Source organism: Sphingobium sp. TA15 (genome assembly GCF_037101235.1).
GTDB lineage: Bacteria > Pseudomonadota > Alphaproteobacteria > Sphingomonadales > Sphingomonadaceae > Sphingobium > Sphingobium indicum.
Window position 1 is genome coordinate 2,740,210 of sequence record NZ_AP025355.1, and the last position, 26,524, is coordinate 2,766,733.

Sequence of the window (26,524 nt, forward strand, 5' to 3'; positions counted from 1 at the left end):
ATGTCGCTGCCTTTCAACGCCCGACGGGTCGCGGTGGTCGCGCCCCATCCCGACGATGAGATATTGGGTTGCGGCGGCACCATGGCGCGGGCGGCGGCAGCTGGGGCCGAGGTGCATGTCGTCGTCGTCACCCGCGGCCAGCCGCCGCTGTTCGACGAGGAACTGGTGCGGCGGATACGCTCCGAAACGCTGCAGGCGCACGGGACGATCGGCGTGGCCGACACCTGCTTCCTGGATTTCCCGGCCGCCGGGCTGGACCAGGTCAGGCGCAGCGAGCTGAATGCGGCGCTGTCGGACGCGCTGTCGCGGATCGCGCCCGACCTGCTGCTGATCCCCTTCATCGGCGACATCCATCTGGACCATCAGATCGTCTTCAACGCCGCGCTGGTCCACGCCCGGCCGCGAGGGCCGGGCGGGCCAAGCTGCGTCCTGGCCTATGAGACTCTTTCGGAAACCAACTGGCTAGCCCCCGGCGTCACGCCCGCCTTCATCCCCAACATGTTCGTCGACATCAGCGAGACGATAGAGCGCAAGATCGCCGCCTTCCAGGCGTTCCGGAGCCAGGTGAAACCCAGCCCCGACGAGCGGTCGATAGAGGCCATTCGCGCCCTCGCGACGCTGCGCGGCGCGACGGTCTATCGCCAGGCGGCCGAAGCATTTGTTCTGGTGCGACAAATAGATTAACCTGGATTACTTTCCGCGCGAATCGCTCCGGATGCGAAACGGCGCGGGCGATTCCCGGCTAGACCATTCGCGATAACACCAAAGTAGTAAGCTGGGCTGCCGCAGGTGCGGCATATTTCCGCAATGGCGTGAAAAATTCAGCAGATTAACAATATGTTAATGGCTTATTGCGCGCACCCGAAATTTCCATTGAACATATCGGGACTCTCGCGGCAAAAATATGCTACTGATAAGTTGTTGAAACAAAAAGAAAGGGTCGCACTACAGGCATTTGATTACTGGTCTTCTACATTCCGTTTGGGGCCTGCTTACGGGGGTAGAGGAGATCATGAGGGGACCACCCAATGTCTTACCCAGTTAATGTGCGTCTGTTGTGCGGTAATGCAATCGTTCGGGAGGGGCTCAGCCGCATCCTGATTGAACGGGATTTCCGCGTAACCCAATATCCCAATATCGCCGCGGCGCTTCAACAGGTTGAGGTGCCGGAGGAGGATACGGGCCCGTCCCTGTTGCTGATCGACGACGGGACCGAAGCGATGGACATAGAAACGCTTTCGGTTCTGCAGAAACGTTTTCCCTGTTCCTATCTCGTCCTGCTGTCCGACAGGTTCGATTTCCAGATCATGCTCAAGGCTTTCCGGCTCGGGGCGCTGGCCTATATCGTCAAGGAAATCTCCTGCGACCGGCTGGTGGCGACGCTGCGGCTGGTGGCCATGGGCGAGCGCGTCCTTCCTCCGCAACTGGCGGACGAGCTGCAATCCCGGCCCAGCCTGACCGACGCGCTGGAGGTCGAACGCCCGGTGGACGCGGCCTGCCTGTCCGACCGGGAACTGGAAATCCTGCGCTGGCTGATCATGGGATGCCCGAACAAGGTCATTTCCAAGCGGATGGACATCAGCGAGGCGACCGTGAAGGTCCATGTGAAGGCCGTGCTGCGCAAGCTGCGCGTCAAGAACCGGACCCAGGCGGCGATCTGGGCGGCCAATCACGGCATGCGCGGACGCGTGGCGGAGGTCGAACCCGAACTGCCCGTCGCCATCCCCCATCCGACGCAATTGCCTGTCCTGGAACTGGCGGGGCTGGCCAGCCGCGCCTGATCTTCACGACCCCATGGGGGGATCGTCATGGCATATGATGTGAAGGGCGCGCTCGCCGCACGCGCCTTGCCGATGCTGCGCGGCCGGTTCGCGGGTTTCCTGGTCAAGGGAAGCCGGGGCCGGCTGATCGCGGTGGGGCATTTGCTGTCGGGCAATTTCCTGAACGCGCTGATCATGCTGGTCAGCGTGGCGATGGCGGCCCGATCGCTGGGACCGGCGACCTATGGCGTCATGGTTCTGGTCCTGTCCTATAATCGCGTGGTCGAACGAATCCTGCGCTTCGAATCCTGGCAGCCGCTGATCCGCTTCGCGGTGGAGGAAGAAGCCAGGGGTTCGCCGCGACGGATGCAGCGGCTGTACTGCTATGGCCTGATGCTGGACATGGGCGCCGCTGCGGTGGCGGCGTTCAGCGCCGTCGGGCTGGCATGGCTGTTCGGGCCGCTCTTTGGCCTTCAACCCCTGCATGTCGAGCTGGTGGCGATCTATTCGGTCGCGACCCTGTTCAACATCGCGGGCGTGCCGACCGCCGCGTTGCGCCTGTCGGGCCAGTTCAAGATGCTGGCCTATGCGCAGGTGGCGGGCAATGTGCTGCGCATCCTGCTCGCCTTCGTCTGCATGGTGACGCATGCCGGCCTGGTCGGCTTCATGGTGGCGTGGACGGCGTCGCAGGCGCTGGGTTCGGTCCTGGTCTTCTGGGTCGGATTCCGCGCCTTGAGAAAGATGGGGATACCCAATCCGCTGCATGCCCGGCTGAAGGGCCTGGCAAGGGATTTTCCGGGTTTCTTCGGTTTTGCCTGTTCGACCAACCTTTCGCTGACCCTGCGCGTCATCACCACGGAAGCGGACTCGCTGTTCGTCGGCGCGGTGGCGGGCAGTTCGGCCGCGGCGGTCTATTATCTCGCCAAGCGCATCGCGAAGGTCGCGACGCAGGTGGGCGCGCAGGTGCAGGCGGTCGTCTATCCCGATGTCGCGCGCATGTGGGCGAACGGCAATGTCCGGACCTTCCGGGCGGCGACGCTGCAGGTGCAGATGGCGCTGGCGGCGGTCGGCCTCGCCATCCTGGCGGGCGCCTGGCTGCTGGGGCCGCTGCTCATCCGGGTCGGGCCGGGCGCGGCCTATTCGGAAACCTATATCCTGCTGCTGACGCAGTTGGTCGCCGTGATGCTGATGCTGCATGCCGCGCCCTCCCGCTCGGCGATGCTGGCGATGAACCGGAGTTGGGCGGTCCTTGCGATCTCCGGCTTCGGCACGGCGCTGTTCGTGGCGGTCGCGGCCTATGCCGTTCCCCGTTATGGACCCATTGGCGGGAACATGGCCCATGTGATGCTGGGCGTGGTGACGGCGGTGCTGCTGGACGTCGCCTGGTTGCGGCGGGCAAGGGTGCGGCCGGTCGCGGCGAGCATGGGCTGAGCCGGATCGGGCGTCGACCGGCCCGGCACATTTCCATCCCCACAAATCCTAGGACCGATCGACATTCAGTTCAGGGCGAGCCGAAAATGGTAGTTTTCTGTGACCCGGAGCGCAGCGTACTTAAAGTACGTGAGCACCGGAAGCACGGGATTGAAGCGAGGCACGTGACTCGCTTCAACCATTTGCAGGCCGTTATGGGCTGAATGTCGATCGGTCCTAGAAGAAACTGGTCGAATCCGCCCCGGCCAGGCTGTTGACGCCCACCAGCTGAACGCTTTGGTCGAAAGCGCCGTCGCCATTGGCGTCGTAGAAGATCCAGCCGTCGGTCGTGCCGGCGACGAACGCCACATGATTGACGCCCGCGGTGGTGTTGGCCGCCGCCAGCGCGTCGGCGAAATTGTTGGTGGCGATCGTCCGTTCGGCATAGTCGGCAGCGGGCAGGGAGCCGTTCAGGAAGTCGAGGTCGATGCGGTCGCCCTCGATCGCCTTGAAATCGGTGATGCGGTCATAGCTTGCCGTGTTGAGCGTCGTGTCGCCGCGGTTGAAGATGAAGACGTCCGCCTCCGCGCCGCCGGTCAGCGTATCCTTGCCCGCGCCGCCGATCAGCATGTCGCTGCCCGCCCCGCCCTTCAGCGTGTCGCCCGCCGCGCCGCCGTCCAGCAGGTCATTGCCAGCGCCGCCGTCCAGGCTGTCCTGCCCGTCCTCGCCATAGAGCCGGTCGTCGCCGCCATTGCCCAGCAGGGTGTCGTTGCCCAGCCCGCCCCACAGGCCGTTATTGCCGCTGTTGCCGGTCATCGTGTTGGCGATGTCGTTGCCGATGCCGTCGATCGAGTCCGTGCCGGTCAGAACCAGCTTCTCGATCTCGGCCGCCATTTTGTAGCTGACGGAGGCGCTCACCTGATCGGTCCCCTCGCCCGCCAGCTCGACGATCAGGTCGTCATTGGCGCTGTTGCCGTCATCGGACCAACTGTCGACGATATAGCTGTCATTGCCCAGGCCCCCGGTCATGCTGTCGGCGCCCGCGCCGCCGTCCAGATAATCGTCGCCCAGCCCACCGACCAGCATGTCGTCGCCGTCGCCGCCGAAGAGGGTGTCGTTATCGTCGCCGCCGTCCAGCGCGTCGGCGCCGCCCATGCCGTAGAGGATGTCGGCGCCCAGGCCGCCCGACAGCATATTGGCCGCATCATTGCCGGTGATGGTGTTGGTCAGTTCATTGCCCATGCCGTTGATCGCCGCCGCGCCGGTCAGCGTCAGCTTCTCGACATTGGCGGCGAGGCGGTAGCTGACGGAAGCATAGACAAGGTCGCTGCCGCCGCCCGCCAGTTCGATCACCTGGTCGTCATTGCCGGCAAAGCCGTCGTCCGACCATGTGTCGACATAGAAGCTGTCGTTGCCCGCGCCGCCGTCCATATAGTCCGCGCCCGCTCCGCCATCGATGACGTCATTGCCGGCAAGGGCGTAGATGGTGTCGTTGAGCGCCGTGGTCTGATAGGCGAGCACGGCGGTCGTGGGGCTGATCGTGTTGTTGCCCGAAGATCCCGTGATCGTCTTCCCGTTTTCCGCGACGTCGGTGACGGTGATCGACAGAAGCTGGTCATCGGCGTTGCTGCCGTCGGTCGCGCGCACCGTCACCTGGTAGACGCCGTCGCCATCGGCATCGAGCCGGTTCTCGAAATCCGGGGCGTTGATGAAGGAAAGGGCGCCCGTCACCGGATCTATGGTGAACAGCGCGGCGTCGGCTCCCCCGGAAATGGCGAAGCCGGGCGCGGTCCCGTCCGCGTCGCTGGCGGTGACGACGGTCACGGCGCCCGCATTCTCCGCCATGCTGATCGACGCCGAAGCGCCGCCGCCGTTGGAGGTGATGATCGGCGCGTTGTCGTTCACATTGGCGACGCTGATGGCCAGGGTCTGCGAGACGCTGGTGCTGCCGTCGCTGGCGCTGACGATGACATGGTAGAGGCGGTCGCCATTGCTGTCGTCGGGCGCTTCGAAATCGGGCGCCGTCTTGAAGCTCAGCGCACCCGTCGCCGGATCTATGGTGAACAGCGCCGCGTCGGCGCCCCCGCCGATGCTGTAGCTGAGCGCCGCGCCGTCGGCATCGCTGGCCTGGACCGTCGCGGCGAGCAGGCTGTTTTCGGCGACGGAAAGGGCGACGGAAGCCGCCCCGGCATAGGAAGTCAGCACCGGCGCGTTATCGTTGAGATTGGCGACGGTCACCGCCAGCATCTGCTGGTCCGCATTGGCGCCGTCGCTGGCCTGCACGATCACGTCATAGACATTGTCATGATCGGCGTCGGCGGGGGCTTCGTGGTCCGGCGCGGCCTTGAAGCGGAGCGCGCCCGTCACCGCATCGATCTCAAAGAGCGCCGCATCCGCTCCGCCGATGATGGCGAAGCCGATCGACGGGCTGTCGGCATCGGTGGCGGTGACGCTGGTCACAGCCGTCCCATTCTCGTCAATGGCGATCGCCGCGCTGGCGCCGCCGCCATTGGAGGTGATGACCGGCGCGGAGCCGTCCGGCACGTCGTTCACGGTCACGGAAAGCGCCTGCGTGTCCACGCCGCCATTGCCGTCATTGGCGGCGACGATCAGTTGGTAGACATTGTCGCGGTCGGCATCGGCCGGGCTTTCGAAATTGGGCGCGGCGAGGAAGCGCAGTTCGCCCGTCAGCGCGTCAATCGCGAACAGCGCGGCGTCTGCGCCGCCGACGATGGAAAAGGCGACCGCCTGCCCCATGTCGGGATCGGTCGCGGTGACGATGGTGACGGCGGTGACGTTCTCATCGACGGTCAGGGACGCGCTGGAGCCGCCGCCGTTGGACGTGATGACCGGCGGCGCATTCAGCGCGGTGGAAGGGGTCGTCATGTCCGCGAACTGGAAATATTCGACGTTGCGGATGGTCTTGCTACCCTCCGGAGAGCCGGCGCGCTGGTCGACCGCGACATAGCTGCCATCGGCCTGGAGCGTGAAGACATAGTCCATCCGGTTGCCCGAAAAGACCAGCGTGTCGACGTCCGCGCTGCCGTCTATCACGTCGTTGCCCGCGCCCGCGAGGATCGTGTCGTTGCCCGCGCCGCCATGCATGTAATCGTTGCCGCTGCCGCCATCCAACAGGTCGTCGCCGGTGCCGCCATAGAGTTCGTCGCTGCCCGCGCCGCCATAAAGCTGGTCATTGCCCGCGTCGCCGTTCAGCGTGTCGTTGCTGTTGGTGTCGGCATCGTCGCCATGGAGGATGTCATTGCCCGACCCGCCCGACATGTTGTCGCCGCCGGCCTGGCCGTAGAGGATGTCGTCATCGTCGCCGCCGGTCATCCTGTCGCTGCCGCGGCCGCCATAGAGGATGTCGTTGCCCGTGCCGCCGTCGATGGTATCGTCGCCAGAGATGTTGTTGAAGCCCAGATCGTCGCCGTAGAGCAGGTCGTCCCCCGCGCCGCCGGCTATCGTGTCGCTGCCGCGCCAGCCGAAGATGATGTCGTTGCCGCCGTCGCCCTGAAGATTGTCCTTGCCCGCGCCGCCGATGACGATGTCGTTGCCAAGGCCCGCCTGGACCAGCACGTCCTTGGCATAGTCTATCCCGCCCGCGCCATGCGCCGTCAGGTCGATGATGTCGTCCCCGTCGCCCAGCCAGAACTGCTCGATATTGTCGAAGCTGCCGAAGCCGCCGGAAATCACGCCATTATTGTAGAAGATCGCGTCGGACAGGTTGGACCCATAGATGACGTCCGTGCCGGTGCCGCCCATCAGCAGGTCCATGGAAATCTGGATGTTGCTGGCGGCCAGTTGATAGGCCGCGCCGCTGCCGGTCAGGATCGCGGAGTTCCAGACCAGTTGCGCCAGCACCGCGTCGGGGCGCACCGTGTCGAGATTGGCAAGCCGGGTGAAGGCGAAGAACTGGTCCTTCTCACTACCTGCCGTGATGGTCTGGCTTCCCACCACGTTAAAGAAATTCGCCATGCCCGCCCCCTATCCAGCGTCCTTGTTAAAGGTCCGGAATCCTTAGCGGCAAATCGCATCGCGGCGGTGGGGTCTTAGGGATAGCGCCTACACCTTCGGGAGTGCGCCAATGGGTGTAGGCGCGCGCCTATTGCTCCCGGAAGGAACGCCACATGCTGTCTGTCAGCGGGTCGACCATATATTGCAGCGCCGTCCGCCGCCGCAGCGGCACGACGACCTCCACCGGCATGCCCGGCTTCATCGCGAAATCGCCTTCCCGATACCGCCGGATCAGCGCGATCTGATCGGGCGCGATGGTCACCTCTCCCGCGAAATAGGCGATGCCCGTCTTCTCCTCGACAAAGCTGTCCGCCGATATGCGGGTCACCTTGCCCTCGATGATCGGCAGGCTGCGCCCCGGAAAGCCGGCGAAGCGTATCTCCGCCTTCTGCCCCACGGCCAGGTCGTCGACGTCGGTGGGGGAGAATCGCGCCTCGATCACCACGGCGGAATGGCCCGGCACGATGTCCATCAGCGTCTGACCGGCCGCGATCACCCCGCCCACCGTATGCACGCCAAGGCCGACGACCGTCCCGCTCACCGGCGCGCGCACCTGCGTCCGGGCGAGTTCGTCCCGCGCCGCGCCCCATTTGGGCAGCACGTCGCCCAGCAGCGCCTGGGTATCGCGCAGTTCCGACGCGATCTTCTCCTCGAGGTTCTGCTTCGCCTCCAGCGCCTTCAGCCGCGCCTCCCCCACCATGTTGGCGGCGCTGTCGCGGGCAGCGCGCAGGCGCCCGCGCTGGCCGATCAGGTCCGCCTTGGCCCGCTCCAGCGCGCGGATGCGCGTCTTGCTGACAAAGCCCTTCTCCGCCACGGTCCGCAGGCTCTCCAGCTCGTCGGTGATCAGCCGTTCCTGCTCGATCACCGAGGCGACCTGCTCGCGATAGCCCGCCGCCTGAGACCCTGCCTGGCTCCCCTCATGCATCGCCACGCCCTGCTGCGTGCCGAGCAGCGCCGACCGCGCTGCCATCTGCGCCCGCTGCGCCCGCATCGCCGCTTGCGCATCGGCGCGGTCGTCCCCGGTCAGGTTGCGGAACTCGACCGGCGTCTCCATGCCCACGCCCACCTGTTCGGCGCGCAGGCGGGCGCGTTGCGCGATCAGCCAGATCGCCTGCGACGCCAGCACCCTCTCCTGCGCGGCCACGGCTGGCACGGCGAGCCGGACCAGCACTTCGCCCTGCCGGACCGTCTGGCCTTCCTTCACCAGGATCGCCGCGACGATGCCGCCGTCGCGATGCTGCACGCTCTGCCTCTGCCCCGCCACGGTGGTGCGCCCCGGCGCCAGCGCCGCCGCGTCCAGCCGGGCAAAGGCCGCCCAGCCCAGGAACAGCAGGAAAAAGGCGGCCGCCACCAGCAATCCGCCGCGCACCTCCGGCCTGGGGTCGACCGCAACGGCCGGCGGCCGGCCGGGCGGCGGCAACAGCAGGGGCCGGCTTGTGCGCATCAGCATCAGGCCGCTCCCGCCACGGGCGCGGGACGGGGACGGGCCAGCGCGCCCAGCACCTGATCGCGCGGTCCGCTCATCCGCATGCGGCCATTGTCGAGGACCAATATCCGGTCCGCCGGTCCCAGCAGGCCGGTGCGGTGCGCCGTCACCATGATCGCCGCGCCCCGCGCCTTGGCGCTGGCCAGCGCCGCGATCAGTTGCGCCTCGCCATCGGAATCGAGATGCGCATTGGGTTCGTCCAGGATCAGCACCGCCGGGTCGCGGAACAGGGCGCGGGCCAGCGCGATCCGCTGCGTCTGGCCCATGGACAGCCCCATGCCGCCCCAGCCCAGCATCGTGTCATAGCCCTGCGGCAGGCGCAGGATCATCCCGTGCGCGCCGCATAGCTGCGCCGCGGCGATCACGTCGGCGTCGATCCGCTCGTCGGCGTCGGGATCGGCAAAGCGGGCGATATTGTCGCGGATCGACCCGGCGAAGAGGGACAGTTGCTGCGGCATGTAGCCGATATGGGCGGCCAGCGCGTCGCCGTCCCATTGCGACCGTTCCGCCCCGTCGATGCGGATTTCACCCTGGTCGCAGGCTATGGCGCCCGCCACCAGCCGCGCCAGCGTCGACTTGCCCGCGCCGCTGGCGCCGATCACCGCCACCATCTCGCCCGGGCCGATGGCGAAGGACAGGTTGTTGAGGATCAGCCGCTGCGAATGCGAATCCTCGACGGTCACGCGCTCCACATCGACCCGGCCCTTCGGACGGGGCAGGCTGGTCTGCGGCGCGTCATCCGTCGCGCCGTCCAGCCAGGCCATGATCTCCCCATGCGAAGCCCGCGCCGCGACGAAACTGCGCCAGCTTCCCACAAGCTGGTCGACCGGCGCCACCGCCCGCCCCAGCAGGAAGGAGGAGGCGAAGATCGCGCCCCCCGAAATCTGCCCGTCTATCGCCAGCAGCGCCCCCAGCCCCAGCGCGCCGGATTGCAGCATGTTGCGCAGGAAGCGGCTGATCGCCATGCGGCTGCCGGCGGCGAAGCTGGCTTCGGCCTGCCAGCCGAGCATGTCCTCCCGCTCCGCCAGGTGCCGCCGGACCATCGCGCCCCGCATGCCCAGCGCGCGCACCGCCTCTGCCCCCTGCATCGTCTGTTCCTGGCTGCCATAGGACAGGTTCGCCGCGGCGCTGGCCTGCAACAGGGGTTGGCGCGTCGCCCGGTCGCTTGCCCAGGCGACGGCGACCAGAACCAGGCTGCCCGCCAGCGCCATCAGCCCGATCAGCGGGTGGATGAGCGCGCAGACCAGGATGTAGATCGGCGTCCACGGCGCGTCGAACAGCGCGAACATGGCCGGGCCGGTCAGCGTCTGGCGAAGCTGGTCGCATTCGCGGATGGGCTGGCGGCTCGTGCGCCCGATCCCCTCCCCCGCCTGCTGGCGCAGGGTGGCGGCGATCAGCGTCCGCGCCAGCCGCCGGTCCAGGCCGATGCTCGCCCGCACCAATATGCGCGAGCGGACATGTTCCAGCAGCGAGAGGGTGGCGAAGGCCAGCAGCAGCGCCAGCGTCAGGAAGGCGAGCGTTGTCCCGCCCCGCGTCGGCACCACCCGGTCGTAGATTTGCAGCATGTAGAGCGTCGGCGCCAGGAACAGCAGATTGGCGAGCGCGCTGAACAGCGCCGCCCACAGGAAATGCCGCTTCACCGCCCCGATCATGACCGCAGCGCTTCGTAAACGGCGCAGACCCTGGCGCAATGGGCCGCCTCGCCGAAGCGGGCGCGGGCATCGGCCTGGGCGCGCAGGGCCATGGCGCGGGCGTCGCCCGGATCGATGCAGGCCCGGGCCAGCGCCCCGGCGTCGTCCGGCTCCACCAGCAGGCCGATGCCGCCCTCCAGCGCCTCGATATTGCCGCCGGAGCGCGCGGCGACGATGGGCGTGCCGACCAGCATCGCCTCCACCAATGTCCGCCCGAACGGCTCGCCCACGGCGGGCACGACCAGCCGGTCGCAGGCCGCGATCCAGAAGGGGCCGGGCGTGCGGTAGCCCATCGGCTTCACCCTGTCCTCCACGCCCTTTTCCGCGATCCGCCTGCGCAGGGCCATGTCCATGGCGGGCACCCGCGCCTCCCCGAACATCAGGCCCATGACCGGGCGCGGGCTCATCTCCGCCAGCCGGGCGACCATGTCGACGAACAGCAGGGGCCGCTTCCTAGGCACGAAGGCGCCGAAATAGCCCAGCAACACCGTATCGGGCGGCACGCCCAATTCGCGGATCAGCGCCTCCCTCGCCCTGGCCCGGTCCACCTCCAGGCTGGTGTCGAAGGGGCTGTGGATCACCGACGCCCGACCGCGCGCCGACCAGATGCCGGCGGGCGGCAGGGCAAAGGAGGACACCGCAAGCACCCGATGCGCGAGCGCTGGCGCGAGCAGGCGCAGGCCCAGCGCCCCCGGATCGCCGCGATGATGCCAGATCAGCTTCGCCCCGGCCAGCCGCGCCGGCAAGGCCCAGTTGGCGCTGCTCCGCCCGTCATTGACATGAACGATGTCGATCCGGTTGCGCCGCAGGAAACGGGCGCGGGGCAGAACGCCGCCCAGCGTCCGTCCGAATTTCCGCAGGGTGAAGGCCTCGCCCGGCACGAACGGCCCCTGGGCGGCGGGGTCGTCCATCCGCTCATGCCCGGCGAAGAAACTGGCGATCATGCCGCCGGGCGCCTCCGTCACCACCATGGGACGGTAGAGCGCCGGGTCGAGATGCTCGATCAGCCCGCGCACCGAAATATGGCTGCCGCCGATGCTGTCCCCGGAAAAGGGGAAGCAGATGCGCAGGCGATCGTCCCGCGCCGCATCCGCGGGCTTCAGCCGGGGCAGGGGCGCGTTCATGGCGCAATCCCGTCCATCAGGTCGCGCGCCCGCTGGTCCAGGAACTGGTCGAGATTGGCCAGGCCGTCCCCGTCGGCATCGGCCCAGGGATCGGCCTTGCGCGGATCGGCGCCATGCTCCGCCTCCCACAGGTCGTCCATGCCGTCGCCGTCCGCATCGGCATAGGGCGCTCCCGGTTCCGGATCGTCGATCAGGCCGGGCTGCTTCACGATATGCCCCTTGCGTTCGCGCACCTGTTTGACGATTCGCCGGTCGAAAGGGTCGCGGGGAAAGGCGCCCGCATCGCTCAGCACCGCTCTATAGGCCGCTTCCGCCGGTTCGGCGGCGACGGTCGGCGGGCAGGGCGGCCGGTCCACCTCCGCCTCCTTCAACAGGGGGGAGAGATGGACGAAATCCCCGTCGAAGCGGTTGTCGGCCAGATAAACCCTCGCCACCCCCTTCGACCCCATGACGTTGCGCGCCACCCCGACCGTGTCCGGCCGGGTGTTCCGCCCCGCGATGAAGCTGTTTCCGATCAGCGAGACGGGAACGCCGCCGAAGCTCTCCCAGATCTCCGCGAATTCCGACTGGCCGTTATAGAGGATGTTGTTGATCACCTCCGCGCAGGAGCCGGGGGGGAAGTTGAGGTCCGGATTGCGGTCGCCATTATGGGCGCAGATATTGCCGATGAAGCTCAAATGCTGCGGCCCCTTCGGGTCGCTCGCCAGCAGCGCGCATTTGTCGTGGCGCGGAATGCCCTCCGCAAAGATCGAGTTACTGATCGTGATCCAGTCATTGTCGCCATAGCCGTTGATCAGCTCGTCCCGCGCCCAGCTTGCGCTGACATGGTCGATGATCACCTGGCGGCTATTCTCTATGGTGAAGCTGTCCTCCGACCCGCGATGGGTGCCGGTGCGGTCGTTGCGCACGCGGACATGGCGGATGACGATGTCGTGCGTGTTCTTGATGAGGATGGGCGTGCGCCCTTCCGCGCCGCCCGCATGGGCGATGACGATGCCGCCGCCCGGCGCCGTTTGCCCCGCTATGGTGAGATAGGGATTGGCGATCACCGGCGGGCGCGTGGTGAAGCGGATCGTGCCGCTCACCCGGAATATGCAGACGCGGGGTCCGGTGGCGTCGATGCAGGCGCGAAGCGACCCCGGCCCGCCGTCGGCCAGCGTGTCGACGGCCAGGATACGCCCGCCGCGCCCGCCCTTGGCCGCCGCGCCATAGCCGACCGCGCCGGGAAAGGCGGGGTCGCCCTTCACCGGCTGCGCCCGCGATTCGCTGCCCGCGCCGGAACAGCCCGCGATCACGACGGGCAACAGCATGCCGGCCAGCAGACGCCTCATGCCGCGCCTCCGCCGCGCAAGGCATAGCCGTATCGCCGCAGCAAGGGCGCGCACAACAGGGTGAACAGCCGCCGCTTCCACCCCGGCATCTCCCGCTTCCACCGATCATCGCCCTTGATGCTGAGCGATTTCTGCATGCGATGGCGGCTGCCCGCGACCTGGTGCTGCGGCGCGAAGGGGGCAAGGTCGGCGGCGGGCAGATGCGGCGCCTCCCCCACCAGCGCGACGATCCGCCCGATGGTGCCGCGCGGGTCGTCGACGAAATCCTCGTAGCGCACGCGAATGCTGCGCCCCGGCCCGACCCGGCGGCACAGCAGTTCCGCCGCGACATTCACCATCGCCCAGCGCAGGGCGGTGTAGAGCAGCGGCTTGGGCCGCAATTCGCGCTGCACGCCCTTTTCGACGCTGCGGCTGTGCCCCTTCATCAGCGACCAGGCGACGCCGCGCCCGTCGCGCACCACATGCACGACATGCAGGTCAACGCCCGGCATCGCCGCCAGCGCGAAGGCCCGTCCCGGCAGTTTCGAGGAATCGACCAGTATCGGGCGCCCCGACACCATCGCCATGCCGCGCAGCAATTTGACGGTTCGGCGAACATGGTCGCGCCATCCCGGCAGGCGCAGCAGCCGCGCCGGGGCCAGCAGCGCCTCCGTCCGTTCCTGCGCGCGGCGATAGCGGGCCAGGAACCCGTCCGGTTCGCCCTGCGTCCAGCGCGTGACGATGGCATTCCATTGCGGGCAGTCCCGCACCCGCGCCCCGCAGGCGCAATATTCGCCGCGGTCCCAGACATGCCGCGCCAGCGTCGTCACCTCGCCCGCGCCCATGATCGCCGGATGCTCGCCCAGCGCGATGTCGAGCAGGGTCGTCCCGCTCCGCCCATAGCCGGCCACATAGATCAGCCTGACCGATCCCTGCCGCGCGGCGGACGGCGAAAGGTCGACGGCCTGCTCCACCGTCGCCGGCGGTTCGCTGTTGCGCAGGGGCAGGATCGCATCGGTCACCGGGTCATCCTCGTCGCGCTAGACGCCCTGCCGGTCCGGCGGCGCTCGGCTGCCGTTATCCCGTCAGTCGCAAGGGCATTTCAACGGATCACAAGGCTGATCCTCCGGCAAATTCGGATAGGCGGGCTGGCTGGAATCGCCCCATGCCCTGCCCCGAAGGGCGTTTGCGCGGGAACGGCGCGAGGCGCAGCTTCCAAGGCCGTGACGATTCTCGCCAGCCCTGCCCCCCACGGTCCAGCATCGGCCGCCGCGCCGCATGTTCCGGCCGCGCATGAGGAAATCTGGGACAGGATCGCGCGCGGCTGCCTGCTGATCGCGATCTTCCTCAGCGGTTGGGGCCTGCTGCGCGTCGGCCAGATCAATCTCACCTTTTCCGACCTCTTCTTCCTCATCAGCTTCTCCATTTCCGCGTTGCGCGGCCGGCTGAGCGTCACGCCCTTCCGCTCGCTCACGCCCTTCTGGCTCGCGGGGCTGGTGATGATGCTGGGCGGGCTGTTCATCGGGTCGATCATCAACGGCGATCCGCTGCGCTGGGTGAACATCGCCCTGCAATATACCGTCGCCTTCCTCTGCATCCCGATCCTGCTGATGCAGCAGGAGGAAGGCACGATCCGCAAGGCGCCGCTGGTCTTCATGCTGGGCATCGCCTGTTCCGAAGCGGTGGGCATCGCCGCCAGTTCCTTCCTCACCTATAGCGACACGCTGCACTGGCTGGGCGACGGCTTCATCACCGGCAATGGGCGGCTGGGGTCCATGGCGGGCCAGCCCAATCCCAATGGGGCGGTCGTCGCCTTCTCGCTGCCGATGCTGCTCTATTCGATGCGCCACCGGCTGATCGGGGGCGTGGCCGGGCTCGCCTGCCTGGTCCTGCTGCTCTGGGGCCTGATGCTGAGCGCGTCCTTCACCGGATTTTCAGCCTCGCTGCTGGCGATCTTCGCGACGTTGCTGCTGATGGGCGTGCGCTACATCTTCCGCCTGGGGCTGGCGGTGGCGGTGGCGGCCGGGCTGTTCCTCGCCAGCGGCGCCCCGCTGCCCAAGGCGTTCCAGGAGCGCGTCGGCAATGCCGTGGAGAGCGGCGACATCAACCAGGCGGGGACGTTCCTCAACCGATCGCAGCTCATGGAGGAAGCCTGGGGATTTGCCGAGGACTATACCGTCATCGGCATGGGCGTGGACCGCTATCGCGAACTCAGCGCCTATGACAATCCGGTGCACAACCTGTTCCTGCTGATCTGGAACGAGGGCGGCGCGATCGCCTTTTGCGGGCTGATCGTCCTGCTGGGGCTGATCGTCCTGCTGGCGGCGAACGGGCTGCGCGTCAGCCGCGACAAGGGCGCGATGGCGGTGGCGGTGGTGCTGGTGTTCCTGATCTACACCCTGTCCTATCCGCACATGTATTCGCGCATGTGGGTGATGCCGGTGATGGTGGCGCTGGCGACCATCTATGTCCCCCGCAGGGCCATGCCGGAAGCGGCGCGGCTGATCTATGCGCGGCCGGTAGGGCCGCAGCCCTTGCCGGCATTATAGGCGGGGCGGCGATACCGTCGGTTTGCCCATCGAAACGCGACATGCTCCTGCGCAGGCAGGAGCATGATTCAATCTGGGGCGGACATTAACGTCCGCCCTCCACCCTCTTTCCCCTTCCTCAAGCCGACCCGATCAGCAGCGTCACATTGTCCGTGCGTGGATCGCCGCCGGTCTGGCCCGACTTTTCCACATGCAGCACGCGGTGCAGCACGTGCCGCACGCCATAGGCCTGCGTCGCCATGCTGCCGGGAATGACCGCGAGCGTCCCGCGATCGATCGGCAGGTCGATCCATCGCCCGCCGGCGAAGACCTGCGTCAGCATCTGCGCCCGTTCGCCGCACAGGGCGGAAAAATAGCGATGGTCGAAATGCGCGCTCTCTATCAGCTTCTGGCCCGGCGCGATGTCCCTGCTGCGGTCGCGGCGCAGCAACAGCCGGTTGACGCCCCGCAGCAGCCGTCCCAGGACCGGCGCATCGGCCAGCAGCCCATATAGGTCGGACAGGCCGCGCGGGCTGAGCGCGCCCGCCGCCTGCCACCGCCTTTCGTCCAGCGCGCAGCCCGCCCGGCCCCATCGCCCCAGCGAATTGCGGGCCAGCGCGCCCAATCGGTCGAAATCGCCCGCGTTTTCCTGATATTTCAGCCTTTGCACCACGACCTGGAAATCGCGGGGCGGCGTCCCCTCCGGCGCGAGCGCCGCCATCAGCCGGCAGCCAACCGCCCAGCATTGGTCCAGCAGCGCCTGCCGGGGCGCATAATGCTGCGCGCCCTGCACGAAATAGGGGGGATACATGGTGGCATGATCCTCCCCCTCATCATGGGAAAGGGCCATTTTCCGGGCGATATAGCCGTGGCGCCCGGGCTGGAAGTAGAAGAGGTCGCCCAGGCTGGCGGTGATGTCGCCGCTGCCGTGATAGTTGCGCGCCATGTCGACCAGCGGCGCTTCCCAGGGCATCTGCTCCGCCCTGTCCTCCAGCAATCCCCGCCACAGCCCGGCGGCGACGTCCGGGCAGCGCACCAGCACCGCGGCGCAGCCCGCGCCGAACAGCCGGGCGAGCGAGCCCGGTTCCAGTTCCTGATATGCCAACTCCGCGATCATGTGGCCAACCCCTGATGCGGAGCGTTCTTATCCTCGCTCAACTTTCGCACAATGGTGCGGAATGGGACGATCCGGAATAGTCAGACACGCATCAGAAATGTTTAGGCCGTAAATGCATGCATGGCGCGTTCGGGGCGTCATGGATCGGTATCCGGTCCGGGCGGGGCATGGGGCCGCGCCTCGATCCGAAGGGTTAGCACCTATGCGCATCGCCGGTCCCCGATGCGCTTTTGCTCTCTTGCGCCGCAACCCGCACTATCGCCTCGTTGGGACAGCCCTGACGGCGGGGCGCGTCCGCGCGCCGATGCGAGCGGGAGATTATCATGGCGTCTGCACAGCTCACCCTGATCGATGGCGCCGCTGCGGGCGGCGGCGCGGAAAAGCCGCGCGACCTGTCCTTCGAGTTGCAGCAGATGTCGGCGCGGCAGATCTGGTTCCTGCTCCGCCGCCACATGAAGCTGGTCGCCAGCATCGTCATCGCCTGCGTCCTGGTGGTGCTGATCGTCCAGTTGCAACTGCCCAACCGCTACGAAGCGACGGCGACCGTGCAGGTGGAACTGAACGATTCCACCGGCTCCAACCAGGCCGACGCCACCCGCAACCAGCAGCGCGTCGCCAATGAGGCGCGCATATACCGCTCGCAGGCGCTGGCGGAGCAGGTGGTGCGCGACCTCAACCTCAACCGCAACCAGGCCTTCACGCACGGCGTCCAGATGACGGTGCAGCAGGCCGCCGCGCAGCTTACCAAGACCACCCGCGTGGTCAGCTCCACCGATTCCGACTTCATCGACATCACCGTCCAGTCGCGCAAGGCGGAACTGGCGGCGCGGATCGCCAACCGTTTCGTCGACAGCCTTCAGAAGATGCGATCGCAGCGCCGCCAGACCTGGCGCAACGGCCTCAGCACGGCGCTCGACAAGGAGACCAAGCGCCTGGCCCATGAAGTGGAACTGGCCGAGAGGGCCGTTGCCGATTTCCGCCGCCAGCACCTGATGCCGATGGGCGCGGGCAGCGCGGAGGACTATCAGCAGATGAACCGCATCGCCGTGGAGGCCGCCTCCACCGCCGCGATGAGCAGCGCGATGCAGGCCCAGGCGGCCGGCGTCAGCCGCGCCGCCAGCATGCGGACAGTGGCGGGCGCGTCCTCCCCCGCGCTCGACAATCTGCAGAAGCAGTATGACGACCTGGTCCGCCAGCGCTCCGAAATTTCCGTCCAGATGGGCGCGAACCATCCGCAGATGCAGGCGCTGTCGGCCCAGATCGCGCAGGTCAGCAGGGCGCTGGTGCAGGAGCGCGCGTCCGTCGTCGCGACCCAGCAGACGAAGAACGACACCGATGCCGGGCGCGAACGGGCCATGGCGCTGGCGGAGGCGAACGCCGCCTCCGCCCGGGCGGGCCAGTTGCAGGCGAAGCTCAACGCCATGACCGGCGCCGCCTTCCGCAACAATGCCAATCTGGTCGACCTTTCCATTCTCGACCGCCGGGCGGAGGTGGCGCGGCAGGCCTATCTCACCACGGCGCAGCGCGCCCAGACGGTGCAGTCGGAACTCCAGACCACCGGCGTCAACTCGACCATGGTGTCGGCCGCCGCCGTGCCGCTCCAGCCCGTCGCGCCCGCGCCCAAGAAAATGGCGCTGGCCACGTTCGTCGGCTCCTCCGTCCTCGCCTTCCTGATCGTGCTGGGGATGGAGATGTTCGACAACCGGCTGCGCAGCGGCGACCAGCTTCGCCGTCTCTTCGGCCTGCGGACCCTGGCGATGCTGCCGAAGCTGGAGGAACCGATCCCCGCGACGATCGAGGACAATCCGGTGACGACGGAGCCGCAATCGCTGTTCACGGAGGTCGCCCGCAACCTTGCCAGCGAGATCGAGGAACTGCCCCACCAGGGGACGAGCCAGCGGGTGCTGGTGACGTCGCCCCTGCCGGGCGACGGCAAGTCCAGCGTGGCGCTGACGCTGGCGGCGGCCGCCGCGTCGATGGGCCGCCGCGCCATCGTGGTCGACCTCGACCTGCGCCGCCCCGGCCCCAGCATCCTGCGTTCGATCCAGGACGGTTCCGACACGCCGGACCTGATCGAGGTGCTGACCCATGCGGGCGAAAGCCGCCGTCTGATCCCGCAGGCCGAGCGCCATGTGGACCATGACGCCGCCGAGGGCGCGGCGCCCGTCGCGCTGATGCCGGTGGTGCTCAGCACCCGCGAGCAGATCCGCAATCCGGCCGCCGTGGTGCAGGGCTGGCAGGTCGGCCGCCTGCTGGACGACCTGCGCGATCGGTTCGACCTGGTGGTCATCAACGCGCCCGCCATATTGGCCGTGCGCGATGCGCGTACCCTGTCCTCCCTGGCGGATTCGACGCTGATGGTCGTGCGATGGGGGCATACGACGGTCGAACAGTTGCGCGCTTCGCTCCAGATGGTGAACAACCAGGTGGTCGGCGCCGTGTTCAACCAGGTCGATTATGAGGAACATGCCCGCCGCGGCTATGGCGACGCCGTCCAGTTCTACATGGGGTCGGCCGCCTATTATTCCGACAGCTTCCCCATCCGGCGGAGCTGGGCGGACCGCGTCCGCCACGCCTTTACGCGCAAGGCGGCATGAGCCGCCTCCCGCCCTTGAAGCAGGCGGCTTCGCCTCCCATTCGTTTCGAAAGCGTAATAGTGGAAGAGGATGCCCGTCTCACCTTGCTGATCCTGGACGGGAGCCCGCTTCGCCGGGCCTGCATCGCCGTCGCGCTGGAGGCGGCGGGCGTCCGCATAATGCAGCAGTCCAGCCTGGACCAGTCCAAGGCCGGGGAGCCGCCCGACATCATCCTGTTCCAGACGGGGGATTCCGAACTGGAAAGCGCCGCCCTGCCGCTGCAGATCGCGCAGGCGAAGCAGCTATGGCCGGCCGCCGCCATGCTGGTGATCGCCGACCATGGCAATGAAGCGCTGATGCAGGCGGCCGTCGCCGCGGGGGCGCAGGCCCTGCTGCGGTCCAGCACCGGCATCGTCACCATGCAGCGGGTGCTGTTCCTGTTGAAGGAGGGGCTTGCGGTCTATCCGGCACCGCTCGCCGCCGCGCTGCACATGCGCCCGCCCGACAAGGCCGGCGGCCTCAACGAGCGGATCGCGCTGGCGGTGGACAAGTCCAAGCTGCTGACCAAGCGGCAGCGCGACGTGCTGCGCCTGCTCGCGCAGGGCGCCTCCAACAAGGACATCGCCCAGCGGCTGAACATCAGCGAAAGCACGGTGAAGGTCCATGTGCGGGCGATCATGGCGGTGAACGGCGCGTCCAACCGCACGCAGATCGTCGCGCATCTGTTGAAGGGCGGCGGCCAGGATTAAGGGCTGGACGTTCAGCTCAGATGCGCGAACTCGCCATAGTCGCCCTGGAAGAAAAGCAGCGGCTTGCCGGGCGTTTCCACCTCCAGCGCGATGACCCGGCCCAGCACGATATAATGGTCGCCCGCTTCATGCACGGCTTCGAGCCGGCAGTCGATCCAGGCCACCACCCCGTCCAGTATCGGGGAGCCATTGGCCGACACCCGATGCGTCACGCCCGCGAACTTGTCGTTCGCGCCCTTGGTCGAAAATTGCTGGCAGAGCGGCTTCTGGTCGCTGGCGAGGATGTTGACGCAGAATTTCCCCGCCTTTTCGATGCGGGGCCAACTATGCGAATTCTTGGCCGGGAAGAATGCGACCAGCGGCGGATCGAGCGAGACGGAGGTGAAGGAGCCGACCACCATGCCGGTCGGCGCATCGTCGCCTCCCACCGCCGTCACCACGCAGACGCCGGTCGGATAATGGCCCAGCACCCGGCGGAAAGTGCCGCTGTCGAAGGCGACGGCCTCGCTCATGCCGGCGCGTCCCGCAGGAAGGAAATATCGTCACTGATCTTCATCGTCCCCTCTCTTCTAGACTCGGCGGGGCATAGCAAGCAAATCCGGCTGATAAGCTGATGAGTTTCCCTTTTCCTAGGTTTCGTGGACAAAGCTTGACTGAGGACATGGTCGCTGATTCAAGGCTGGCTTTTGGAGGCAGCATTGGGCGAACGGATCGGCGTTTCAGACGAAGAATGGGGAGTGATCGGACCGTTGTTGCCCCCTGAGCAAGTCGTGGATGCCGCCCGGCGCAGGATAACCGCCCCTATTTTGAAGGCATGATGTGGATCGCGCGGACCGGTGCGCAGTGGCGTCACCTGCCGGACGAGTATGGCAATTGGAACAGCGTGTTCCGACGCTACCGACGATGGGTCACGACCGGCGTGTTCGATGCCATGCTCGAGACGCTGGCCGAACTGGCGGGGCGCGACAGGGCAGCCGACATGATCGACAGCACAGTGGTCCGGGCACATCATTGTGCCGTCGGCATAAAAAGGGGACTCAGAAAACCGAGGCGCTTGGCCGATCGCGAGGCGGCTTCACCACCAAGCTCCACGCAAGGTGCGACGCCAGAGGCCTCCCACTGGGCTTCGTGCTGACACCAGGGCAGGCACACGACGTGCAGGGTTTCGCGCCGCTGTTCCGCATGATGACCGACCGGATCGAGGCCTTCCTGGCCGATCGTGGCTACGATGCCGATACGATACGGGAGGAGATCGAGGCAGCCGGTATCGAGGCGGTGATCCCCGCCAAGGTCAACCGGCGCAATCCTGCCCCGCACGACCGTGCCAAATACAAATGCCGCAACCTCATCGAGCGCATGTTCAACAAACTCAAGAACTGGCGGCGCATCGCGACCCGCTACGACAAAACCGGAGAATCCTATCTCGGCTTCGTCGCACTCGCCTCAGTCAAACTATGGATACCCTTTGTCCACCAAACCTAATCTCGCAGCGCGACCTTAAGCGACCATTGCGCGTACGGCACGGCACGATCACGCATCATCCGCCATGCGATATTGCCGGAATCCGGGCCGGCCAATATTGGCGGCGGCGCTGCGCGGCAGGGCATGGCGGCTGCCGCGACGCGGGCGGCGGTTTTCAACGGCCAAGCCGGAAGCGCGCCGCCGCCTCCAGCCAAGATCACATCCGCCAGAGGCGGTCAGACCGCCACGCCGGCCGAAGCCAGCACCGCCAGCGTCAGCAATTCCGATGCGTTGGACGCCATGGTGGCGATCTGCACCGACTTGTCCATGCCGACCAGCATCGGCCCGATCATGGTCGCGCCGCCCAGTTCGCGCAGCAGCTTGGCAGAGATATTGGCCGACTGAAGCCCCGGCATCACCAATATATTGGCCGGGCCGGACAGGCGGCTGAAGGGATAATTCTTCATCACCGTCGGGTTGAGCGCCGCATCGGCGGTCATCTCCCCTTCGAATTCGAAGTCGACCTCGCGGTCTTCCAGCACCTTCACCGCGTCGCGGACATTTTCCAGGAAGCCGCCCGGCGGGTTGCCGAAATTGGAATAGGACAGGAATGCGACGCGCGGATCATGGCCCATGCGCCGGGCGACCGCCACCGTACCTTCCGCGATGTCGGCCAGTTCCTGGGCCGTGGGACGCTCGTTCACCGTGGTGTCGGCCAGGAACACGGTCTTGTCCTTCGTCACCAGCACATGGATGCCGAAGGGGGTGCGGCCCGCCGCCGGGTCCAGCACCCGCTTCACTTCGCGCAGCGTCTGTCCGAAGGGACGGGTCATGCCGGTCAGCATCGCGTCGGCATGGCCCATCTTCACCAGCAGCGAGCCGAAGATGTTACGGTCGCGATTGACCATCCGCTCGCAATCGCGGCGCAGATAGCCCCGGCGCTGGAGCCGCTTGTAGAGCGTGTCCACCATTTCCGGCACCAGCGGCGAGTTGACGCTGTTGTGCAGTTCGTAGCTTTCCGGATCCTCCACGCCCAGTTCCTTGAGCTTGTCATAGACATGGGCGCGCCCGACCAGCACGGGGATGCCATAGCCAAGGGTGCGGAACTGGATGGCGGCGCGCAGCACTACTTCCTCTTCCGCCTCGGCGAAGACGACGCGCTTGGGATTGGCCTTCGCCACCTCATAGGCGGTGGTGAGGACGGAGGTGGTCGGGTTGAGCCGCCCCTTCAAGGATTGGCGATAGGCCGCCATGTCCGCGATGGGCCGCTGCGCGACGCCGGTCTCCATCGCCGCCTGCGCGACGGCGGAGGGCACGACCTCCATCAGGCGCGGGTCGAAGGGCGCGGGGATGATATAGTCCGGGCCGAAGCTGTGCGAGCGGCCATAGGCCTTGGCGACTTCCTCCGGCACCTGTTCCCGCGCCAGTTCGGCGATGGCCTTGGCGGCGGCCAGCTTCATCGCCTCGTTGATCCCGGTGGCCCGCACGTCCAGCGCGCCGCGGAAGATGAAGGGGAAGCCCAGCACATTGTTGACCTGGTTGGGATAGTCCGACCGGCCCGTGGCGACGATGGCGTCGGGCCGCACCGCCTTGGCGTCGGGCGGCGCGATTTCCGGGTCGGGGTTCGCCATGGCGAAGATGATCGGCTTGTCCGCCATGGACTTCACCATGTCCTGCGTCATCGCACCGGCGACGGAGAGGCCCAGGAACACGTCCGCGCCCTTCACCGCTTCGGCCAGCGAACGGGCGTCGGTCTTCACCGCATGGGCCGACTTCCACTGGTTCATGCCCTCGGTGCGGCCCTGGTAGATCACGCCCTTGCTGTCGCACATGATCACATTGTCATGCTGCACGCCCAGCGCCTTGATCAGTTCGGTGCAGGAGATGGACGCCGCGCCCGCGCCGTTCACCACCACCTTCATGTCCTTCATCTCGCGGCCGGTCAGCATCGCCGCGTTGATGACGCCCGCCGCCGCGATGATCGCGGTGCCGTGCTGGTCGTCATGGAAGACCGGAATGTTCATCCGCTCCTTCAGCGTCTGTTCGATGATGAAGCATTCCGGGGCCTTGATGTCCTCCAGGTTGATGCCGCCGAAGGTCGGCTCCATCAGCTCGACCGCGTCGATGAACTTGTCGACATCCTCGGTCTTGAGTTCGATGTCGATGCTGTCGACGTCGGCGAAGCGCTTGAAGAGGACCGACTTGCCCTCCATCACCGGCTTGGACGCCAGCGCGCCCAGATTGCCCAGCCCCAGGATCGCCGTGCCGTTGGAGATCACCGCGACCAGATTGCCCTTGGCGGTATAGTCATAGGCGGTCGCCGGGTCTTTCGCGATGGCGCGCACCGGCACCGCGACGCCCGGCGAGTAGGCGAGGCTGAGGTCGCGCTGGGTCGCCATCGGCTTCGAGGCGATGATCTCGATCTTGCCGGGGCGTCCCGTCGAGTGGAAGAACAGCGCCTCGCGCTCGGAAAATTCCACATTCGACTTGTCGGTCATGGCTGCGCCCACCCCTTGTTTGGAAAGATGAGGTGGCCCTAGCGGCAAGAATATCCTGTGGGCAAGTGCGAGAAGCGCAATTTTCCTGTTGCTCTTGCGGTACTGGCATGAGGCCGGGCTTCACGCTATCCGCTTTGCCATGGCGCGAACGATCGATACATCCACGCAGCAGGCGACGCCCATGATGGCGCAATATCTCGCGCTGAAGGCGGAGGCGCAGGACTGCCTGCTCTTCTACCGCATGGGCGATTTCTTCGAACTGTTCTTCGAGGATGCGAAGGCGGCGGCGGCGACGCTGGACATCGCGCTCACCAGCCGGGGCGAGCATGGCGGCGCGCCGATCCCGATGTGCGGCGTGCCGGTGCACAGCGCGGAATCCTATCTGGCGCGGCTGATCAAGGCGGGCCATCGCGTCGCCATCGCCGAGCAGACCGAAACCCCGGCCGAGGCCAAGGCGCGCGGGTCCAAGTCCCTCGTCGCCCGCGCCATCGTCCGTTACGTGACGGCGGGCACGCTGACCGAGGAAACGCTGCTCGACAGCCGGCGCGACAATATGCTGGCGGCGCTGGCGCAGGTCGGCGGCGAAGAGGCGGACGAATATGGGCTGGCCGCCGCAGACATTTCGACCGGCCGTTTCGAAACGCTGACGCTGCGGGCGGCCGATCTGCCCGCCGAACTGGCGCGCCTGCGGCCAAGCGAGATCGTGCTGCCGGACGGGCTGGACCTGGAACTACCCGATTCCCACCCGTTCGACCGCGCCGCCTTTTCCAGCAGCCGGGCCGAAGCGGCGCTGAAACGCATCTTCGGCGTGGCCACGCTGGACGGATTCGGCCAGTTCAGCCGCGCCGAACTGGCGGCCATGGGGGGACTGCTCGGCTATCTCGACCATGCGGGCAAGGGCACCCTGCCCTTCCTGGCCCCGCCTGTTCGCAAGACCAGCGGCGCGCATGTCGCCATCGACGCCGCGACCCGCGAGAGCCTGGAAATCACCGCCACCATGAGCGGGACGCGGGCGGGCAGCCTGCTGGGCGCGGTGGACCGGACCGTCACCGGCGCGGGCGCCCGATTGCTGGCGCAGGATCTGTCGGCGCCATTGATGGATCAGCCCGCGATCGAGGCGCGGCTGGGACTGGTGCAACTCTTCCATGACGACGCCATGTTGCGCGACCAGTTGCGCGTGACGCTGCGGGCCTTGCCGGACATAGGGCGCGCCCTGGGGCGTCTGGCGATGGGCCGGGGCAGTCCCCGCGATCTGGGTCAACTCCGCGACGGGCTGGGCGAAGCGCGGCTGTTGCGGGAGCGGCTGGGCCGCCTGCCCGACCAGCCCCTGCTGCTGGCGCAGCTTCTCCCCTCGCTCGACGGCCATGGCGCGCTGGTCGACAGCCTGTCCCGCGCCCTCGTCCCCAGCCCGCCCACCGAAACGGCCAATGGCGGCTATATCGCCGACGGCTATGACGCGGCGCTGGACGAATTGCGTCGCCTCGCCGGGGACGGCCGCCGCGCCATCGCCGCGCTGGAGGCGAAATATCGCGAGCAGACCGGCATCGCCTCGCTCAAGATCCGGCATAATGGCGTGCTCGGCTATCATGTCGAGGTGCCCGCCCGCGCCGCCGACCAGTTGATGCAGCCCGACAGCGGCTTCACCCATCGCCAGACGCTGGCGGGCGTGGTGCGCTTCAATTCGGTGGACCTGCACGAACAGGCGAGCCGCGTCGCGCAGGCGGGCGCCCACGCATTGGTCGCCGAAGCCGCGCATCTGGAAGAGCTCATAGAATCCACCCTCGCCCGCAAGGCGGAGATCGCCCGCGCCGCCGACGCCCTCGCCCGGCTCGACGTGGCGGCGGCGCTGGCCGAACGGGCGGCGGAGGGCGGTTGGCAGCGGCCCCATTTCCTGCCCGAAGACGGCGAAGGGCCATGTCTGGAAATCACCGGCGGCCGCCATCCGGTGGTGGAGGACGCGCTGCGCCGCGACGGCCAGCCCTTCGTCGCCAACGACTGCCGGCTTGGGGCAAGCGACCGGCTCTGGCTGGTCACAGGCCCGAACATGGGCGGCAAGTCCACCTTCCTGCGGCAGAATGCGATCATCGTCATCCTCGCGCAGGCGGGCGCCTATGTGCCCGCCCAGTCCGCCACCCTGACTCTGGTCGACCGCCTCTTCAGCCGCGTCGGCGCGTCGGACAATCTGGCCAAGGGCCGCTCCACCTTCATGGTCGAGATGGTCGAGACCGCCGCCATATTGGCGCAAGCGACCGAGCGCAGCTTCGTCATCCTGGATGAAGTCGGGCGCGGCACGTCGACCTATGACGGGCTGGCGTTGGCATGGGCGGTGGTGGAGGCGGTGCATGAGGTCAACCGCTGCCGCTGCCTGTTCGCGACCCATTATCATGAGCTGACCCGGCTGGCGGAGACGCTATCCTCCCTTTCCCTCCACCATGTCCGGGCGCGGGAATGGAAGGGCGATCTGGTCCTGCTGCACGAAGTCGCGGAAGGGCCTGCGGACCGCAGCTACGGCCTCGCCGTGGCGCGGCTGGCCGGGCTGCCCCCCGCCGTGCTCAAGCGCGCCAAGGATGTCCTCTCCCGCCTGGAAGCGGGCAAGGCGAAGACCGGCGGCATCGCGGCGGGGCTGGACGACCTGCCCCTCTTCGCCGCCGCCGTCGCGCAGGTGGAGGAAAAGGCCGATCCGCTCCGAGCCGCGCTGGACGGCATAGACGCAGACGCGCTTTCCCCCCGCGAGGCGCTCGATCAACTCTATCGGCTCAAGCAACTGGCAGCAGCCGGTCGGGATGGCTAGATAAGCCCT

16 protein-coding genes and 1 pseudogene are annotated in these 26,524 nt (G+C 67.2%); 8 read left to right on the forward strand and 9 right to left on the reverse strand.

Annotated elements, in window-relative coordinates; translation table 11 throughout:
* From Sj15T_RS13610 to Sj15T_RS13620, 3 genes are all read left to right on the forward strand, one after another.
* Positions 1-684: a PIG-L deacetylase family protein gene (locus tag Sj15T_RS13610; RefSeq protein ID WP_007689444.1), complete on the forward strand. Its 684-nt coding sequence runs from the start codon at positions 1-3 to the stop codon at positions 682-684.
* A 344-nt stretch (positions 685-1,028) separates the two neighbouring features.
* The gene (locus Sj15T_RS13615) at positions 1,029-1,781 is read left to right on the forward strand and encodes a response regulator transcription factor (protein WP_013041516.1); all 753 of its coding nucleotides are present in this window, start codon (positions 1,029-1,031) and stop codon (positions 1,779-1,781) included.
* 27 nt (positions 1,782-1,808) lie between these two features.
* Positions 1,809-3,191, forward strand: a complete 1,383-nt coding sequence (locus Sj15T_RS13620) for a lipopolysaccharide biosynthesis protein (protein WP_013041517.1) — start codon at positions 1,809-1,811, stop codon at positions 3,189-3,191.
* Positions 3,192-3,407: 216 nt separating this feature from the next.
* Here Sj15T_RS13620 and Sj15T_RS13625 read toward each other — a convergent pair whose 3' ends face one another.
* The 6 genes from Sj15T_RS13625 to Sj15T_RS13650 form a co-directional block, all read right to left on the reverse strand.
* On the reverse strand, positions 3,408-7,145 hold the full coding sequence (locus Sj15T_RS13625; protein WP_013041518.1) for a calcium-binding protein: 3,738 nt from the start codon (positions 7,143-7,145) through the stop codon (positions 3,408-3,410).
* A 127-nt stretch (positions 7,146-7,272) separates the two neighbouring features.
* Complete coding sequence (locus tag Sj15T_RS13630) at positions 7,273-8,634, reverse strand: HlyD family type I secretion periplasmic adaptor subunit (protein ID WP_013041519.1); 1,362 nt, start codon at positions 8,632-8,634, stop codon at positions 7,273-7,275.
* Complete coding sequence (locus tag Sj15T_RS13635; RefSeq protein ID WP_013041520.1) at positions 8,634-10,322, reverse strand: type I secretion system permease/ATPase; 1,689 nt, start codon at positions 10,320-10,322, stop codon at positions 8,634-8,636. The genes Sj15T_RS13630 and Sj15T_RS13635 overlap by 1 nt, the downstream gene beginning before the upstream one ends.
* Entirely contained in the window at positions 10,319-11,485 is a 1,167-nt protein-coding gene (locus Sj15T_RS13640; RefSeq protein ID WP_013041521.1) for a glycosyltransferase family 4 protein, read from the reverse strand. Before Sj15T_RS13640 ends, Sj15T_RS13635 begins: the two co-directional genes overlap by 4 nt.
* Positions 11,482-12,816, reverse strand: coding sequence for a pectate lyase (locus Sj15T_RS13645; protein WP_013041522.1), 1,335 nt, complete (start codon positions 12,814-12,816; stop codon positions 11,482-11,484). Before Sj15T_RS13645 ends, Sj15T_RS13640 begins: the two co-directional genes overlap by 4 nt.
* Positions 12,813-13,817 carry a sulfotransferase gene (locus Sj15T_RS13650; RefSeq protein ID WP_013041523.1) on the reverse strand — a complete coding sequence of 335 codons (1,005 nt, stop codon included), beginning with the start codon at positions 13,815-13,817 and terminating at the stop codon, positions 12,813-12,815. The genes Sj15T_RS13645 and Sj15T_RS13650 overlap by 4 nt, the downstream gene beginning before the upstream one ends.
* A 201-nt stretch (positions 13,818-14,018) precedes the next feature.
* Here Sj15T_RS13650 and Sj15T_RS13655 point away from each other — a divergent pair, with 201 nt between their 5' ends.
* Positions 14,019-15,344 (forward strand): O-antigen ligase family protein, encoded by a 1,326-nt coding sequence (locus Sj15T_RS13655; protein WP_013041524.1) that lies wholly within the window; start codon positions 14,019-14,021, stop codon positions 15,342-15,344.
* Between the two features lie 118 nt (positions 15,345-15,462).
* On the opposite strand, the gene Sj15T_RS13660 is transcribed toward Sj15T_RS13655, so the two are convergent.
* Positions 15,463-16,440: a 2OG-Fe(II) oxygenase family protein gene (locus Sj15T_RS13660; RefSeq protein ID WP_013041525.1), complete on the reverse strand. Its 978-nt coding sequence runs from the start codon at positions 16,438-16,440 to the stop codon at positions 15,463-15,465.
* Positions 16,441-16,763: 323 nt separating this feature from the next.
* On the opposite strand from Sj15T_RS13660, the gene Sj15T_RS13665 reads away from it, so the two are divergent.
* Positions 16,764-19,037 carry a Wzz/FepE/Etk N-terminal domain-containing protein gene (locus Sj15T_RS13665; protein WP_013041526.1) on the forward strand — a complete coding sequence of 758 codons (2,274 nt, stop codon included), beginning with the start codon at positions 16,764-16,766 and terminating at the stop codon, positions 19,035-19,037.
* Entirely contained in the window at positions 19,034-19,765 is a 732-nt protein-coding gene (locus Sj15T_RS13670) for a response regulator transcription factor (RefSeq protein WP_148225579.1), read from the forward strand. The genes Sj15T_RS13665 and Sj15T_RS13670 overlap by 4 nt, the downstream gene beginning before the upstream one ends.
* A gap of 11 nt (positions 19,766-19,776) precedes the next feature.
* On the opposite strand, the gene Sj15T_RS13675 is transcribed toward Sj15T_RS13670, so the two are convergent.
* Positions 19,777-20,277: a flavin reductase family protein gene (locus Sj15T_RS13675; protein ID WP_013041528.1), complete on the reverse strand. Its 501-nt coding sequence runs from the start codon at positions 20,275-20,277 to the stop codon at positions 19,777-19,779.
* Positions 20,278-20,451: 174 nt separating this feature from the next.
* Between Sj15T_RS13675 and Sj15T_RS13680 the strand changes: the two are divergent.
* Positions 20,452-21,247: pseudogene (locus Sj15T_RS13680) on the forward strand (IS5 family transposase).
* Positions 21,248-21,462: 215 nt separating this feature from the next.
* Here Sj15T_RS13680 and Sj15T_RS13685 read toward each other — a convergent pair.
* On the reverse strand, positions 21,463-23,724 hold the full coding sequence (locus Sj15T_RS13685) for an NADP-dependent malic enzyme (protein WP_013041532.1): 2,262 nt from the start codon (positions 23,722-23,724) through the stop codon (positions 21,463-21,465).
* Between the two features lie 139 nt (positions 23,725-23,863).
* On the opposite strand from Sj15T_RS13685, the gene mutS reads away from it, so the two are divergent.
* A complete protein-coding gene (gene mutS, locus Sj15T_RS13690) occupies positions 23,864-26,515 on the forward strand; it encodes a DNA mismatch repair protein MutS (RefSeq protein WP_013041533.1) in 2,652 nt (883 codons plus the stop codon).
* Positions 26,516-26,524 lie beyond the last annotated feature (9 nt).